Annotated in this window: 16 protein-coding genes; 12 read left to right on the forward strand and 4 right to left on the reverse strand. The window is 66.3% G+C overall.

Annotated elements, in window-relative coordinates:
• Together GQB03_RS19335 and GQB03_RS19340 are read left to right on the forward strand one after the other, a co-directional pair.
• Window positions 1–2,407, forward strand: a 2,407-nt coding sequence (locus GQB03_RS19335) for a cadherin-like domain-containing protein (protein WP_200832317.1), incomplete at its 5' end; no start/stop codon positions are given.
• Entirely contained in the window at window positions 2,404–3,915 is a 1,512-nt protein-coding gene (locus tag GQB03_RS19340; RefSeq protein ID WP_159692848.1) for a GGDEF domain-containing protein, read from the forward strand. The genes GQB03_RS19335 and GQB03_RS19340, both read left to right, overlap by 4 nt.
• A 9-nt stretch (window positions 3,916–3,924) precedes the next feature.
• Here GQB03_RS19340 and GQB03_RS19345 read toward each other — a convergent pair whose 3' ends face one another.
• The 3 genes from GQB03_RS19345 to GQB03_RS19355 form a co-directional block, all read right to left on the reverse strand.
• Window positions 3,925–4,794 (reverse strand): HDOD domain-containing protein, encoded by an 870-nt coding sequence (locus GQB03_RS19345; RefSeq protein WP_159692850.1) that lies wholly within the window; start codon window positions 4,792–4,794, stop codon window positions 3,925–3,927.
• Between the two features lie 319 nt (window positions 4,795–5,113).
• A complete protein-coding gene (locus GQB03_RS19350) occupies window positions 5,114–5,875 on the reverse strand; it encodes an ABC transporter permease (protein ID WP_159692852.1) in 762 nt (253 codons plus the stop codon).
• Entirely contained in the window at window positions 5,872–6,798 is a 927-nt protein-coding gene (locus GQB03_RS19355) for an ABC transporter ATP-binding protein (RefSeq protein WP_159692854.1), read from the reverse strand. Before GQB03_RS19355 ends, GQB03_RS19350 begins: the two co-directional genes overlap by 4 nt.
• Before the next feature lie 388 nt (window positions 6,799–7,186).
• Here GQB03_RS19355 and GQB03_RS19360 point away from each other — a divergent pair, with 388 nt between their 5' ends.
• Entirely contained in the window at window positions 7,187–7,915 is a 729-nt protein-coding gene (locus GQB03_RS19360) for a PEP-CTERM sorting domain-containing protein (RefSeq protein ID WP_159692856.1), read from the forward strand.
• A 117-nt stretch (window positions 7,916–8,032) separates the two neighbouring features.
• Here GQB03_RS19360 and GQB03_RS19365 read toward each other — a convergent pair whose 3' ends face one another.
• On the reverse strand, window positions 8,033–8,326 hold the full coding sequence (locus GQB03_RS19365; RefSeq protein ID WP_159692858.1) for a GYD domain-containing protein: 294 nt from the start codon (window positions 8,324–8,326) through the stop codon (window positions 8,033–8,035).
• Between the two features lie 606 nt (window positions 8,327–8,932).
• On the opposite strand from GQB03_RS19365, the gene GQB03_RS19370 reads away from it, so the two are divergent.
• The 9 genes from GQB03_RS19370 (at window position 8,933) to GQB03_RS19410 (ending at window position 16,397) form a co-directional block, all read left to right on the forward strand.
• Window positions 8,933–9,187, forward strand: a complete 255-nt coding sequence (locus GQB03_RS19370; RefSeq protein WP_159692860.1) for a hypothetical protein — start codon at window positions 8,933–8,935, stop codon at window positions 9,185–9,187.
• Window positions 9,188–9,207: 20 nt separating this feature from the next.
• Window positions 9,208–9,795 (forward strand): DUF4255 domain-containing protein, encoded by a 588-nt coding sequence (locus GQB03_RS19375; RefSeq protein WP_159692862.1) that lies wholly within the window; start codon window positions 9,208–9,210, stop codon window positions 9,793–9,795.
• Complete coding sequence (locus GQB03_RS19380) at window positions 9,792–10,595, forward strand: hypothetical protein (protein ID WP_159692864.1); 804 nt, start codon at window positions 9,792–9,794, stop codon at window positions 10,593–10,595. The genes GQB03_RS19375 and GQB03_RS19380 overlap by 4 nt, the downstream gene beginning before the upstream one ends.
• Window positions 10,596–10,655: 60 nt before the next feature.
• On the forward strand, window positions 10,656–12,413 hold the full coding sequence (locus GQB03_RS19385) for a phage tail sheath family protein (protein ID WP_159692866.1): 1,758 nt from the start codon (window positions 10,656–10,658) through the stop codon (window positions 12,411–12,413).
• 17 nt (window positions 12,414–12,430) lie between these two features.
• On the forward strand, window positions 12,431–12,874 hold the full coding sequence (locus GQB03_RS19390) for a phage tail protein (RefSeq protein WP_159692868.1): 444 nt from the start codon (window positions 12,431–12,433) through the stop codon (window positions 12,872–12,874).
• Between the two features lie 110 nt (window positions 12,875–12,984).
• A complete protein-coding gene (locus GQB03_RS19395) occupies window positions 12,985–14,547 on the forward strand; it encodes a phage tail protein (protein ID WP_159692870.1) in 1,563 nt (520 codons plus the stop codon).
• Entirely contained in the window at window positions 14,547–15,011 is a 465-nt protein-coding gene (locus GQB03_RS19400) for a phage tail protein (protein ID WP_159692872.1), read from the forward strand. The genes GQB03_RS19395 and GQB03_RS19400 overlap by 1 nt, the downstream gene beginning before the upstream one ends.
• A 9-nt stretch (window positions 15,012–15,020) precedes the next feature.
• Window positions 15,021–16,205 carry a CIS tube protein gene (locus GQB03_RS19405; protein WP_159692874.1) on the forward strand — a complete coding sequence of 395 codons (1,185 nt, stop codon included), beginning with the start codon at window positions 15,021–15,023 and terminating at the stop codon, window positions 16,203–16,205.
• Window positions 16,206–16,223: 18 nt separating this feature from the next.
• Window positions 16,224–16,397 carry a hypothetical protein gene (locus GQB03_RS19410; RefSeq protein ID WP_159692876.1) on the forward strand — a complete coding sequence of 58 codons (174 nt, stop codon included), beginning with the start codon at window positions 16,224–16,226 and terminating at the stop codon, window positions 16,395–16,397.
• The last annotated feature ends 8 nt before the right edge of the window (window positions 16,398–16,405 follow it).

Below are 16,405 nucleotides of genomic sequence, written 5' to 3' on the forward strand. Positions count from 1 at the left end.
TGGCAACGAAGTGGCACCGAGCTTCGATGTGACGGCCAACGACGGCAGCGCTGACTCGAACACGCTGAGTGCGACCATCAGCTACACACCGGTGAACGATGCCCCTGTGCTCGACAGCGCGAGCCTGGCGGTCTCCGAAGGCCAGACGGTGACCTTGTCTGGCGCGAACTTCGGCGTCTCCGACCCGGACAGCAGCAGTTTCACCTACACGGTGAGCAGCATCTCGGGCGGTTACTTCCAATTGAGTAGCGCCTCCGGTACCCCGGTCACGAGTTTCACGAGCGCCGACCTGACTGGTGGCCTGGTGCAGTTCGTCGATGACGGCAACGAAGTGGCACCGAGCTTCGATGTGACGGCCAACGACAGCAGCGCTGACTCGAACACGCTCACGGCGACGATCAGCTACACACCGGTGAACGACACCCCGGTGCTCACCAGCGCGAGCCTGACGCTCTCCGAAGGTCAGACGATTACGCTCGGTGCGGGCAACTTCGGTGTGACTGACCCCGACAGCGCGAGCTTCACCTACACGGTGAGCAGTGTCTCGGGTGGCTACTTCCAGCTCGCGAGCGCCGCTGGCACGTCCATCACGAGTTTCACGAGCGCGGATCTCACCGGAGGCCTGGTGCAGTTCGTCGACGACGGCAACGAAGCGGCACCGAGCTTCGATGTGACGGCCAATGACGGCAGTACCGACTCGAACACGCTGAGCGCGACGATCAGCTACACGCCGGTGAACGATGCGCCGGTGCTCGACAGCGCGAGCCTGACGGTGAGTGAAGGCCAGACGGTGACCTTGTCCGGCACGAACTTCGGCGTCTCCGACCCGGACAGCAGCAGCTTCACCTATACGGTGAGTGCGGTCAGCGGTGGCTACTTCCAGCTCTCCGGCGCGCCCGGCACCCCGATCATGAGTTTCACTAGCGCCGATCTCACTGGTGGCCTGGTGCAGTTCGTCGATGATGGCAACGAGTTTGCCCCGAGCTTCGATGTGACGGCCAACGACGGCACGGCCGACTCGAACACGCTGAGCGCGACCATCAGCTACACACCGGTGAACGATGCGCCGGTGCTCGACAGCGCGAACCTGACGGTGAGTGAAGGCCAGACCGTCACGCTCGGTGCGGGCAACTTCAGTGTGGCTGACCCGGACAGCTCGAGCTTCACCTACACGGTGAGCAGCATCTCGGGCGGTTATTTCCAGCTATCGAGCGCCGCTGGCACCCCGATCACGAGCTTCACGAGTGCCGACCTCTCTGGGGGCCTGGTGCAGTTCGTCGATGATGGTAACGAGGTGGCCCCGGGCTTCGATGTGACGGTCAACGACGGCACGGCGGGGGCGAACACACTTGCCGCAACCGTGCATTATGCGTTCGTCAATGATGCTCCGTGGATAGAGTCCGTCGCGGTCTCGGTCAGATCGGGGCAGAGTGTCGTGTTCGGTACCGAGAACCTGCTTGCCCACGATGAGGATAGCGCGCTCGATGTCTTGCGCTACGAGGTATCCCAGCCAAGCTCGGGTCATTGGTTGATCGAAGGCGTGTTGAGTTCCGCGGATACGGTGACGTTCACGCAAAGCCAGCTCGTCGCGGGCGATGTGCGTTATGTGGCGGCCCAGGGGGCCGATGCGGCACCGGTTTTCGATGTGCGGGTTGGCGATGGCGATGCCTGGAGTGCCTGGCTGAGTGCTCGTGTGCAAGTCTCCGCTCCGGTTGATGCGGGTTTGCCGCTTTTCCCCGGGGGCAGCGAAAAGCCGAACGGCACCAACACCCCCGAGCAGGGCGAAGGTGCGGGCGAGGTGCCGGGTCACGGCCCGGCGGTGGTGACGCCTTCAGGTGGTACGCTGCCGCGTGGCGAAGCGGGGGCGCGTGATGCGGTCGCTGCTGCTATCCCCGAAGCACTTCCCGGCCTGTCGGCCGGCCACGCGGGGCTGGCGTCGGCAGATTCACGAAACCGCCGGATCGACGATTTCATTGCCGAAAACGTGATCAGTTTCGACCCCCGGCTCCTGCTCGATCTCGAGGGCTTCAGACCGATGCTGGCTTCCGTGCCCGGCGGTGGTTCGACGGGGGATTTCGTTGTGCAGGGTGGGCTCCTCGATGGTCTTGCCAGCGATGCGCGGGAGACAACGGTGATGTTTACCGGTGTCACCATGGCCGGCGCGGTGCTCAGTGTCGGCGTGGTCTGGTGGGCAACCCGGATTGCGGGTCTGGTCGGCAGCCTGATGGTATCGATGCCGGTCTGGCGAAGCATCGATCCGTTGCCGGTGCTCGGACCTGATGATGATGGTCGTCGGGGCGACGGGCAGGTGCCTTCCGCTGAAGAATCGGCCTTCGAGGCGCGCCACGAAGAGGCTGCGGCGGCGGAAGTATTCACACACCACCCTGTCAGGGAGCTCGAACGATGAGTTTTCTCGGACCGGCCAGCCGGTTGGCCTTCGGCGTGCTGGGATTGATGATGTCGCTGTTCCTCCTCGTCGACCTTTTCGCCGATGTCGTACCCGATCGTGCGGATACGGCGGCGAGGCTTCGCGGTCGCCTGAGCGAGAGCCTGGCGGTCCAGGTCACGGCATTGGTGCAGGCCGACCAGCGCGAAGCACTCGATCGAACACTCAAGCAGGTGCTTGAGCGGGACAAGGAGATCGTCTCGATCGGGGTGCGTTCGCGCGATGAACACCTTGTCGCGCTTGCCGGCCCGCACCTTGCCGTCTGGACCCTGCCCGACGGTGAGCGGTCCACGCTCACTCAGGTTCGTGTCCCGATTCTCGAGGGTGGCGCTCCATGGGGGGAAACCGAGATCGTTTTTCGGCCGGTGCTTCCCACCACCTTTTTTGGCTGGCTGGCGGATCCGATGGTGCGTGCGGTGGCGTTGGGCATATTGCTGGGTTTCCCTTTGCTTTACCTCTACCTGCGTCGGGCCCTGCAGTATCTTGACCCGGGGTCCGTCATCCCCCAGCGTGTCCGGGTGGCTTTCGATACCTTGGGTGAGGGCGTGGTCATCCTCGACACGGAGGCACGCATCATGATGACCAACAAGGTCTTCAAGGCACTGCACCCGCAGGCTGCGGGGGATCTGACCGGGCGGATCATCTCCAATCTGCCTTGGCTGGTAGCGGGCTTCGGCGCCGACAAGGACGGTTATCCGTGGCATCGGGCGATGAAGACCCGTGGCGAACAGTCCGATGTGCCGTTGGAGCTGAGCTTGCCAGGGTCGTCGGAGCCGCTCAGGCTGCTGGTCGGCGCGGCAGCGATCGAGGACGGCGGGGCGCGTCTTCGGGGTTGCATGGTGTCCTTCAAGAACGTCACGGCGCTGCACCTGGCGAATACCCAGTTGCTGGCTACTGTCGCCGAGCTCGACAGGTCACAGGAGCAGATCAAGGCGCAGAACGCCGAGCTTGCGAGGCTCGCAACGAGGGATCCGCTTACCGGGTGCCTCAACCGGAGAGCATTCTTCGAGGGAGCGGACGCACTCTTTGCGGACGTGCCGGGCGGCACGCGCAGGATTTCCTGCATCATGAGCGATATCGACCATTTCAAGGAATTCAACGACCGTTACGGACACGCGGTCGGAGACCAGGTGTTGCAGGCAGTCGCGCGATCGCTGACCAGTGGTGTTCGCAGCGGGGACCTGCTGTGTCGATACGGCGGCGAGGAGTTCTGTGTGTTGCTGCCAGGTCTCGACGCAGCTCAGGCTGCGTCGATCGCCGAGCGGCTGCGTTCTGATATCGAGCGGCACGCCGGACCGTCGGTGCGTACCTCGGTGGGCCTGACGGTGACCTCGAGTTTTGGCGTGGCGGAACTGCGTCCGGGGGTTGGCGACCCGGCGGCGCTTATCGATGAGGCGGACAAGGCGCTTTACATGTCGAAGCGTTCGGGGCGCAACCGTGTGACCGTTTCGGACGGGACTGCCGCCTGATTCGCGGCTTCAATCGGCTCTGCGGGCGGGTGGCGCCTCGTTGAGGCCGAGCGCTTCCGGCAGCCAGTCGGGAATTTCAAGGGCCTCCCGCCGTAGCTTCGACAGCGTGGGTTCATCCTCCAGGCCGAGGATGTGCAAGGTGTCTCGCGACAATAGCGTGGTGGAGCCGGTGCCCGGCACGACGCTGGCAAGTGAGCGCGCAAGATTGAGCAGGGCTGCCTCGAGTTGGTGAGGCGCGGCATCGACCGGTGCGTGCTGCCCGCCCAGTGCGAGCATCAGCGCCGACGGCAGGCCCCAGGCCCTCGCGAGTTCGCGAGCGACATCGGCGTTGTCGTATCCGAAACAGGCGCGTTCGCGCATATTCACCGGTATCGCCTGACCGATGGCTTCCGCTTCCACCTGCCGCATGGCGGCGGCATCCGCATGCCACATCAGGAGAAGCCCGATGTCCGCCAGCAGCCCTTCGACGAACGGCCGCTCCGGATCCCGCAGACGCAGTACACGGGCCGCGGCTTTTGCGCCCTGGGCCATCCTCAGACTCTGCCGCCAGAAGTGTTTCAGCTTCGAGACCGACACCAGCGGATGCAGTGTTTCGGCCAGGCAACTGGCCAGCACGAGGTCGTGTATCCGCTGCATGCCGAACAGGTTGACCGCCCGCGAAATCGTGTGGATCGGCGTGGCATCGCCTTCCGACGGTGCATTGACCATCGCGAGGACGCGGTTCGCATGAAGCGGGGAGGCGGAAATGATGCTCGCCATGCCGGTTGCCGTGCCGGCCACACGGCCTTCCAGAATGTCCCGGCAGGCGTGATATACGGGCGGCAGCGCCGAAGCCTGCGGCGCCATGCCAATGAGTTCGGCAAGTGAGGGCAGGATCATGTTAGCGAGGGCTCCGCGTGTCCGTCCCCGGGCTGGCCGGCCGCTGCGGTCGCTTTGCGCGTCGAGGCGAAGACGCGGTCCCGCCGTCGCGAAGGTGTGAATGCCCGCGGGCCGATGAAGCTCGAGCGCTGGAGGACACGTCTTTTCCGCTACCCATGAGACTGGACCTGCATCGGGACTCTTCCCCCGAATCGATGAATGATCGACCTCCGAAGAGGCTTGCATATGGTAACTGCAATAACGGGTGCGGATGCTGATTCCTTTTTTTGTATCGATCGCCCCGCATGCTTGCCGTGGCCGGATCGGACGAGCGCGTGATTCATGCCTTGAGCCTGTATCCGGTCCGGAATATCCAGCCGACGATCGCCACACAGACTGCGAGGAAGAACAGAGTCATTGCGAGGCTGAGTGCCGGGCTTACGTCGGCGATGCCATAGAAACTCCAGCGAAAGCCGCTCACCAGATACACGACCGGGTTCAGAAGCGTCACTTTCTGCCAGAACGGCGGCAGCATGTTGATCGAATAGAAACTGCCGCCGAGGAAGGTCAGGGGCGTGACGATCAGCATCGGCACGAGTTGCAGTTTCTCGAAACCATCCGCCCATATGCCGATGATGAATCCGAGCAGGCTGAAAGTGATCGAGGTGAGGATCAGGAACAGCACCATCCACAGCGGGTGCTCGATCCGCAGGGGGACGAACATCCCGGCGGTGGCGAGAATGATCACGCCGAGGATGAGCGACTTCGTTGCCGCTGCGCCGACGTAGCTGATGACTACCTCGAGATAGGAGATCGGTGCCGACAGGACCTCGTAAATCGTGCCGGTGAAGCGTGGAAAGTAAATACCGAAAGAAGCGTTCGAGATGCTCTGGGTGAGCAGCGAGAGCATGATCAGGCCGGGCACGATGAAGCTGCCGTAGCTCACTCCGTCGATTTCCGGAATGCGCGCGCCGATGGCCGCCCCGAAGACCACGAAATAGAGCGAAGTCGAGATGACCGGCGAGATGATGCTCTGGGTCAGGGTTCGCCAGGCGCGGTGCATCTCGAAGCGGTATATGGCGCGGATTGCGTGGATGTTCATCGGGTGTCCTTCACCAGGCTGACGAAGATATCCTCGAGCGAGCTCTGTGTGGTGTGCACATCCTTGAACCCGATGCCGGCATTGTTGAGCTTGTTGAGCAGATCACCAATGCCGGGCTGTTCATGGGCCGCATCGTAGGTGTAGGTGAGCGTTTCGCCATCGGGTGAGCGATCGAGGCCCAACCCGGCGAGCGATGCGGGTACGGTCTCGATCGGTGCCTGCAGCTGGATCGTCAGTTGCTTCTTGCCGAGTTTCTGCATGAGCTTGGTTTTCTCTTCCACCAGGATGATCTCGCCGCGGTTGATGACGCCGATGCGGTCGGCCATCTCCTCGGCCTCCTCGATGTAATGCGTGGTCAGGATCACTGTCACGCCGTCGGCCTGCAGGCCGCGCACCAGCTGCCACATGTCGCGTCGCAGTTCGACGTCCACCCCGGCCGTGGGCTCGTCGAGAAAGAGCACCCGCGGTTCGTGCGACAAGGCCTTGGCGATGAGCAGGCGGCGTTTCATGCCGCCGGACAGGGTCATGATGCGGTTGTTGCGCTTTTCCCACAGCGACAGCGAACGCAGCACCTTCTCGATGTGCGCCGGATTCGCCGGTTTTCCGAACAGGCCCCGGCTGAAGGACACCGCCGAGTGCACCGTCTCGAACGCATCCGTGGTGAGTTCCTGCGGTACCAGGCCGATCAGCGAACGTGCCGCGCGGTAGTCGCGGACGATATCGTGACCATCCACCGTCACCTCTCCCTCGGTGGCGTTGACGATGCCGCAGACGATGCTGATCAGGGTCGTCTTGCCGGCACCGTTGGGGCCGAGCAAGGCCAGGATCTCGCCACGGCGGATCTCGAGGTCGATATGCCTGAGCGCTTCGAAGCCGCCCTGGTAGCGCTTGGAAAGCGCCTTGATTGAAATGATCGATTCCATCTGCGCGACGATAGCAGAAGCTGCCCCGAAGCTTACAGCTCCTCGCCGCCAGACGTGATCCGCCGCGGTGAGGAACAGCTGCTTGAAACGCTGCGGAATCGACGAAACGGGCGGATCGATTTCCGTTTGAAGAATCGCCGCGCTGCCGGGTTGAGGAACGATTCGTTATTTAATTCACGGTTTGAAATGAATTGGCAGAAATTATCGGAAACAGAATTCGTTAAATATTTCATGTCGGCGGTTTTTACAAAAAGAATGCGAATTGTCATTGGAGAATCAATAGGTAATTAAGGGTTTGGCTACACCCCAATGAATTCGGTCCTTTCATGAGGCTGGCCCGCTAATTGCATTTGAGATTTTCAGTATTTTTCAACTGGAAATCTGGAACATGAAATTCACGAAAATGTGTGCCGCAGTCGCTGGCCTTTTTTTGTCGACTGTGAGCATGGCGGCGAGCGTTCACGTCAAGTTCGATTCGAACATATTCAATGGCTCGGGATATGACGCGGTGCAGATTGTTTACCCGTCGGGGAGTGCCTCGGTCGCTGCGGGTCGCTTTCAGGGGACGGGGTCGAATGTGGTGGGTGCATCACCGTCGATCTTCGTCGATGGGCTCGACGACCTCTACATGTATTGCTACGACCTGTATGAAAACGTCCGCTCCGGTCAGGAGGCGGACTACACCATCAATTTCGATGGCCCGACTGCGCGTACCCTCGATTTCCTGGGGGCGGTCAATTTCACCCTGAACGGTGGGAGCAATGACTGGGCCGATCCGTATGCGTGGCTGCACCCTGTCAGCGCGGCGCAGGGTGCCGCGATCCAGCTCGGCATCTGGGAGAGCAAATACGATACCGGCTGGGACCTCGGCACCGGCAGCTTCAGGGCGAGCGGTCTCGAGAGCGCCACCAACAACTGGTGGCAGCAGTTCCGTTCGGCGGTGCTCGACCCGGGCGTGGCGGATCTCGATCCGTCTCTGGCGATGACGCTCGAGGCCCCGGGTGTGCAGGACATGATCACCGGCGACCCGCAGCCGATTCCCGAACCTGCCTCGGCACTTCTGGTGGCGCTGGGGCTGGCCGGTCTCGGCGCCGTGCGAGGGCGTCGCCAGCGCTGAGCGCGGCGTTTTGCAGGATGCCCGGCGGGGGGCGAAAGAACGATCAAGAAACCCGCCAGCTTCACCTTTCCGGACCGGCCTTTGGCCGGTTCCGTTTTTTTTGGGCGTAGCGGCTCTTCAGCCCAACTTGTCGAGGGTGGCCGCCATTTCCTCGCGCGTGAATGCCCGCATGGTCTGGATGCGGACATTGCCACCCGAGGCGACCGCCAGTGAAAAGGCGGTTGCCGACGCCTCGTCGGGCGCTTCCACCGTGACCACCAGGTCGTACTGTCCCTGCGTCCAGTGGATGTCGGTCATCTTTACTCCGAACTTCGACGCGAGCTCCCGGACGGCGTCGGACCGCCCGATTGTCTCCCTGATATTGCGAAGTCCCTGATCGGTGAAGCTGCAGAGCGAGATGTAGGTCAGCATGGCGTCTCTCCTTTGGCGTTGTCGGGCAAGGACGAGGCGGATTGCGCGAGCGGTGCCTCCCGGATGCAGCCCTTGCCACCTGAGCCTAGTCGCCAACGTCGTTTGGTGAAACGTGTCTGCCGGTGCTTCGCCGTGTTGCGCAAAGGGCCGCAAGACGGACCGGGTGCATCCGTTCTCCCGCCCGTATGGTGATTTGTCACATCCTCAGCGTGCCTGTTGCACTGCGTGGCATTGCGGCCCGGCCGGATAGTCGAAGCTCCACGAGATGCTTGCAGGGGGACGACGGTGAAAGCAGGTAGCGCGGATCGAACACGGGTTGTCGGGGGTGGGCCGGGTCTGCAACGACCCACCCCGGTCCCTCCTTCACCCACCCTGCGATTGAGTCTGCCGCCTCGGCGGGCGCCCGGCGTTGCCGCGGGTCGGCGTCGATCGGGCAGGCTCGGCGACGTGGGTGTCGGATCACCCGCATCGCGGATCGTCATGATCTGCGCAGGCGTCCCCGATTTGCGGGGATCACCTTGTCCAGCCTGCCGTTCCGGGCTGTTTCCGGAGAGCTGGCACGTCCTTCGCATAGGCATTGCGCACAAGACCTCGGAGTCGGCCGTCATGCGGGATGAACGCCTCGGTGCGGTAGCGGGGGCGATCGAGGCCTACCTGGCACGTCATCCGGATGCGGCTGACAGTGCCGAGGGCATCGCAAGGTGGTGGCTCTCGGAGGGTGGGCTCGACGCTTCGCTGGATGAAGTCCGTGCCGCGCTGGGACGGCTCGTCGAGCATGGACTCGTGGACTGGCGACAGATGCCGGACGGGCGGCGGATCTACGGGGCGGCGGCAGATCCGGCAACCGGACGGTCGCACTGAGGGAGGCAGCCGGGGGAACGATGGCGAACGTATTCGGGGTGCATTCGGTGGGAAGCTCGATCGCGACCTTCCTGCGCAACACCTACCCGGCCGAGATCGGCGGGCGGCCGCTACCGGCCTGCGATTTCGACCTGGTGAGCGCCGGCCAGCTCGCCGGCGAGCTCGAGGAGGGCAACCGCATCACCCTGTTCCTGTATCGCGTCACGGTCAATGAGCATTCCCGCCAGAGCGCCCATCTGCGTGGCTCGGGCGCGGGTGTCGGACCGCTGGGACTCGACCTGCACTACCTGATGAGCGCCTGGGGGATGACTGCGCAGGACGAGCAGGTTTCGCTGACCTGGGCGCTGCGCCAGTTGCACCAGTACCCGGTGCTCGATGCCTCGTCACTGGCGCCGGATGCCGGATGGGGCAGCGACGAGGTGATCCAGATCGTGCCTTCCGAGCTCGCCACCGAGGATGTGATGCGCATCTGGGATGCGCTGACGCCGTCCTACCGGCTCTCGGTGTCCTACGTCGCGCGCCTGGTGCGTATCGACCCGGACAGCGACGACGCGCAGTTCCGGCCGGTCGTCGCGGCGCGCTTTGCCTACGGCGAGGAGGCCTCGTGAGCGTCCGCGAATTCCGTGAGCTCGAGCGCCATGAATGGCGCGTGCTCGGCGCGCTGCGGCCGGTGGACGGGACCACAGGCCTCGCGCTGCGCAGCCCGGTCGACATCTCCGGCGAGGGCGCCCGCATCGTCCGCAACCGCAGCGGCCTCTACGTGATCCACGAGTGGTCGCGGCTGGCCGCGCATGCCGCTGCTTTCGACGCCCCGCCTGCGCTGCCGGCGCCGGGCAGCGAAGTGCTCGAACTGGTGCTGCGCGATCCGGTCGGCCGCTACCTGTCGCGGCTCGCCTCGATCGCGCTGCCCCGCGACCCCGAAGCGGCCGGCGCCGACTCGCTCTTCGTCGCGGTCGACGTTCCGCTCTACCCGAGCGCCACCGCCGACCTCGGCACCAACTGGACCGCGGTGCGTGCCAGCGTCACCGACAACGCCGACGGCGCCGCCCTGGGGGGCGCGCTGCTGCGCATCGTGGCGGCCGGCGAGGTGCTTGCACGCGGCATCAGCGACTGGCGCGGCGAGGCGCTGGTGCCGGTGGTCGGGGTGCCGGTCACGACCTGGTCGGAAGACGAGGACGCGGTGGTGGTGAGCAGCATCGCCGCCACCGTGGAAGTGTATTTCGACCCCGCGCTCGGCACCCGCACGCCGATCGTCGATGTGCGGGCGGGTCGGCAGCCTGCGGGGGTGCCGCTGGTCGACCCGCTGGACCTCGAAACCCGTCGGGCTGCGCTGCCGACGACCCAGCAGAACGTGAGCCTCGCAGCGCGGGGCGCCTTGAATCTCAACCTGGGCCTCGACCTGCCATAGGCGGCGAGGCCGTTATCCGGGCATTCATGGCCCGGCCCGCTCGATCGAAGGAGACCTGCCATGCCCGAGTACCTAGCTCCCGGCGTCTATGTCGAGGAAACCAGCTTCCGCGCCAAGTCAATCGAGGGCGTGGGCACCAGCACCACCGCGTTCGCCGGGCCGGCCCGCAAGGGCCCGTTCCGCGCCACCACCGATGATCAGGAGGTGCCCGAGCTGCTGACCAGCTTCGGCGACTTCGAGCGGATCTATGGCGGCATCTCGGACCTGGCGCTGACCGGCACCTCGCCCAACACCAACTATCTCGCCCATGCGGTGCGGGCCTTCTTCAACGAGGGTGGCTCCCGCCTTTATGTGTCGCGGGCGGTCGGTACCGGCGCGGCGACGGCCAGCGGCCAGGTCACCGCCGACGGTGCCGCCGCCGACGAGGCGGTGCATTTCGTGTCGCGCTTCCCGGGCAGCATCGGCAACGGCAATGTCGTGGTGCGCGAGCAGCTCGCGCCGGTCGCCGCCACCGCGATGGCCAACGCACCGGCCGGCACGCTGCTCGTCACCGGCGCGGGCGGCACCACCGCCTACCACCTCAAGGTCGGCAGCGACTGGCATCCGGCGACCGACCCGAGCGCCGCCGCCGAGGTCGCCGCGACGCTGGCCGCCGACACGCCGCGCATCGTCACCCTGCTGGTGATCGCCATCGACGCCGACGGCGAGGACCTCAGCTACGAGGGCCTTGGCTACGACAGCAGCCACCCGGCCTGGGTCGGTCACGTGATGTCGGCCACGCCGGCACGCCGCGCCGATCACCTGCAGAACATGTTCGCGGTGACCATCGGGGCCAACGTGAGTGCCCTCGAGCTGCGCAACGCGCTGTTCACCGGCGCCACCACCAACGCCGCCGGCGAGCTGGAGCGGGTCATCGCGCTCACCGGCGGTCTCGACGGCGCCGAACCGGTGGCCGCCAACTACTCGCTCGCCCTAGGCGAGCTCGCCGGTCTCGAGGATATTTCCATCGTCGCCGCGCCCGGCTCCTCCGCCTATGCCGAAAGCCAGGCCATCAACAACCTGCTGATCTCGCATGCCGAATCGCGGCGCGCCTACCGCATCGCGGTGCTCGACCTGCCGCGCGACCAGACGCCCGGACAGGCGCGCACCCTGCGCGGCCTCATCGATTCGCGCTACGCGGCGGTGTACTACCCGTGGGTGGTGGTGCCCAACCCGCTGGCCCGGCCCGGGCGCGAGGACATCCCGCGCGAGATCGCGCTGCCGCCGTCGGGCTTCATGTGCGGCATCTATGCCCGCAACGACACCGAGCGGGGGGTGTGGAAGGCGCCCGCCAACGAGGTGGTGCGCGGCGCGCTGCGCTTCGAGCTGGACATCAACTTCTCCCAGCAGGAGATGCTCAACCCGATCGGCGTGAACTGCCTGCGCTACCTCTCCGGCCGCGGCTTCCGCGTGTGGGGCGCGCGGCTCGCCTCGTCCGACCCCGAGTGGAAGTACGTGAACGTGCGGCGCTACTTCAACTACCTCGAGTCGTCGATCGACCGCGGCACCCAGTGGGCGGTGTTCGAGCCCAACGGCGAGCGCCTGTGGGCCAACGTGCGCCAGACCATCTCCGACTTCCTCTACAACGAGTGGCGCAACGGCGCGCTGCTCGGCACCAAGACCGAGGAAGCCTACTTCGTGCGCTGCGACCGCAGCACCATGACCCAGAACGACCTCGACAACGGTCGGCTGGTTTGCCTGATCGGCGTGGCGGTGATCAAGCCGGCCGAATTCGTGATCTTCCGCATCGGCCAGAAAACCGCCGATGCCCGTGCCTGATCGAGGGGGACTGAACCATGGCTGAACGAATCACACCCTATGGCGCCTTCAACTTCGTCGTCAATTTCGACGGCGGCGAAGAGTTCGGCGGCTTCTCCGACGTCTCGGGCATCGGCACCGAAGTCACCGTGGCCGAGTATCGCGCCGGCAACGACAAGGAAAACCATGTGCGCAAGGTGGCCGGCGTGCACAAGGTCAGCGACGTCACCCTGAAGCGCGGCATCGTCAGCTTCGACAGCCTGTGGAGCTGGATCGACCAGACCCGCACCGCCGGGCCGGCCGCGCAGAAGACCGTGGCGGTAACCCTGCTCGACGAAGCCCACAACCCGGTGCGCACCTGGCTGCTGCGCGGCTGCATCCCGATGAAGTACACCGGCCCTACGCTGGCCGGCAAGGGCGGCAGCGACGTGGCCATGGAAGAGCTTGTGCTCTCGGCCGAAGGCTTCGAGATCCAGGCCTGAGTCATGGAAAGCCTGCGCCCGGGACCCGGCTCCGCACCGCCTGTCCTGCCGCATGCAGGGCAGGGTGGTGCGCGTTCGGGGGCCGTGGCCGCCCATCCGGAGCGAAGCGCATGAACGGCCTCTCCTTCGAACTCGCGCCGCTGGCGCCGGCCCCCGACCCCAACCGGGTCGACATCGCCTGCTTCGTCGGGCATGTCGCCCGGCGTGCCACGCCGCTGCCGGCCAATGTACGCACGGCCCTCGCCGAGGCCCGCTGGACCTCGGGCCCTTGGGCGCGGCCGGATACCGAGGTCGAGGCCTTGCTGCAGCTGCCGGTGGTGGTCGAGAGCTGGAACGCCTTCGACGCGCTGTTCGCCTGGGAGAGCCGGCCGGTCGGCGCCGGCACGCGCAGCTGCGCCAGCTACCTGGGTGCGGCGGTGCGCAGCTTCTTTGCCAACGGCGGCCGGCGCGCGGTGATCGTGCGCTGTGGCGACCCCTGGCCCTACCTCGAGCCGGCCGGCACCCGTGCCGCCCAGCGCGACACCCGGCTGGCGGCGCTGCTCGCCCCCAACGCCAGCCCGATGGATCCATCGAGCTGGCGCGGCATCGGCCACCTCGCCGGGCTGCCCGAAGTGGCGCTGCTGTGCCTGCCGGATCTCGCAGACATCTGCGCAGCCGAGCCGGCGATTGTCGATGTCGCAGTCGAGCCGCCGAATTCGCCCGAGGTCTTCGTCGAGTGCTCCACCAATAGCGCGCCACCGGTGGAACAAGACGTCGGTCTGCGCGACCTTGCCCCGCCGCGTGCCGATCACGACGGCTTTATTGCCTGGCGCAATGCGCTGGGCAGCGCGCGCGAACAGATCGCCCGCCGGCACCGCGAGGTGCTGCTGGTGGCCGCGCTGCCGCTGCCGCAGCGTGAGGCGCGCAACGGCGACAGCTGGGCGCAGGCCGATTTTCACGCCTACCTAGAGAACGCCGGGGTCCTCGCCGCGCCCAACAGCAGCAACGGCGGGCGCGCCGCGGCCAGTGCCTTCGTGCAGCTCGCCTGGCCGTGGCTGAAAACGCGGCACAGCGTCGATCTGCCGGGTACGCTAGAAGCCCCGGAGGGCATGCTTGCCGGCGTACTTGCGATCAACGCGCTGGCGCGCGGCACCTTCCGCTCGGTGGCGGGCACCCGGCTCGCCTCGGTGTCGGGCAGCGAACCCCTGCTGGCCTGGAGCGGCATCGCCGAGACGCCATCCGACCGCCTCGCCGAGCGGGTCTGCGTGATCGCGCCTTCGCCAGCCGGCTGGACGCTGCACTCGGACGTGACCGCCAGCGTGGACGAGGCCTGGCGCGCCGGCGGGGTGAGCCGCCTGATGGGTGCAGTGCTGCGTGCGGCGCGGCGTACCGGCGAGGCGGCCCTGTTCGAAGCCAGCGGGCCAGCGCTGTGGCAGCGCGTGACGCGCAGCATCGAGCAACTGCTGAGCGCATTCTGGCGCGAGGGCGGCCTGGGTGGCGCTACGCCCGCCGAGGCCTTCAGCGTGCGCTGCGACCGCAGCACCATGAGCCAGAACGATCTCGACAACGGACGCCTGCGCGCCGAGGTCAGCATCCTGCCGGTGGCTGCGGTCGAGCGCATCACCGTGGTGCTCGACCTGACCGGCGGCGGCGCGGCGGCCGCGCTCGACGAACAGCTGCGCGAGGTGGCGTGATGAACGACATCCCGCTCCACGTCTTCCGCTTCCACGTGAGCTTCAGCCAGCAGTCGCTGAGCAACCCCAGCGGGGCCGACGTGCCGCTGTGCCGTGGCGCCTTCTCGGACTGCACCGGGCTGGAAGCCACCATGGAGCCCAAGGTCATCAAGGTGGGCGGCAGCAACTACGGCGCGGTGCAGCGTGCCGGCCAGGTGAGCTTCGCCACCGTGGTGCTCAAGCGCGGCATGACCGACACGCGCGACCTGTGGAACTGGTTCGCCAAGGTCGGAGCCGGTGCCTATGCCTACCGCCTGCAGGTGGAGATCGAGATGCGCAACAGCGCCGACGAGCCGGTGGTGCGCTGGGCGCTGCGGCGTGCCATGCCGGTCAAGTTCAAGGCCGCCGACCTCAATGCCAAGGGCAGCGAGATCGGTATCGAGGAGTTGCACCTGGCCCATGAGGGCCTGGTGCTCGTGAGTTAGGCGACTGCAATGCCCGAATTCCCCGACGACCTCATCGACGAGCCCGCCACCTTCGAGACCATGACCGGTCCCAAGGTGACGGTGCCGGTGCATTTCAATCCGGCCAGCCTGCAGCACACGGTCTCTAACACCCTCAAGGAAGAGGGCAAGGGTGCCAAGAAGAAGCAGTACGTGAGCCAGACCACCGCCAAGCTCACCATGGACCTCGTCTTCGACACCACCGACAGCGGCGAGGATGTGCGCATCACCACCAACAAGATGGCGCAGCTGCTGCAGCCGGTGCCGGAAGGGCAGAGCAAGAAGGTGCCGCCGGTGGTGAAGTTCAGCTGGGGCGCCTATTCGTTCACCGGCATGGTCGAGCAGTACAAGGAGACCATCGACTTCTTCGCGGCCGGCGGCCTGCCGCTGCGCTCCTCGATCAACCTCACCCTGTCCAGCCAGGACGTCACCTTCGAGGGCGGCACCAGCAGCGACCGGGCCTCGGTCGATGGCGACCTTTCGCCCGAGCCGGTGGTGCTGCCGGATGACGAGGGGCCGCAGGGCGGACCCCAGGGCGCCGCCAACAAGGCCGGCGACCCGCGCGCCGCGCGCGGAATCGCGGCGGCCAACGGTTCGGCCAGCCTGCGCTTCGGTGCCGGCGGCGGCCTCGCGGTCGGCGCCTCGGCGAGCGTCGGCTTCTCCGCCGGTGCTTCGGTCGGCGCAGGCTTCTCGGCCGGTATCGGCGCCTCGGCAGGGGCGGGTTTTTCGGCCTCCGTCGCCGCTTCCGCGGGTGGCAGCGCCAACCTGCTGCCGGCTGCGGCCTTCGCTGCGGGAGGCGGGGCGGGGATCGGCGTCGGAGTCGGTGCCGGGGCCAGCGCAGGAATCGGCATCGGTGGCGGAGCGGGAATCGGGATCGGAGGCGGAGCCGGAATCGGCGTGAGCGCCGGTGCGGCTGGCGGCATCGGGATCGGCGCGGGTGCTTCCGCATCGATCGGTGGCGGCGCCGGCGTCTCGGCGAGCGCCGGTTTCACCGGACTGAGGGTGGAGAGCACGGTCAGCGCCCGGCCGCTGTCGCCAGGCAATCTGCTCCAGGGCTCGGCCAGCATCTCGAGCGCCGGCAAGGTCGCGCCGGGCGGCCGGCTCATCGACGCGGGTGGCAGCGGACTCAAGGCCAGCGTGGCCGGCGAGGCCGATTTCGTCATCGGCGCACGTTAGGGATCAGGGGGACAGGCGATGCCGATCATGATCGAAGAAATGCAGGCCGAAGTGAGGCCCGAGCAGGAGGCCCGCGAGGCGGCAAGCGCCGCGCCGGCGCCCGATGCCGCCCGCCAGGCCGAGGCGACCGAGGCGGTGCTGCGCGAGCTGGCGCTGCGCGAGGAGCGCCGCCTGCGCTGGCTGGCCGACTAGGAGACCGT

It is taken from the genome of Cognatazoarcus halotolerans (assembly GCF_009800965.1).
GTDB classification, from domain to species: domain Bacteria; phylum Pseudomonadota; class Gammaproteobacteria; order Burkholderiales; family Rhodocyclaceae; genus Cognatazoarcus; species Cognatazoarcus halotolerans.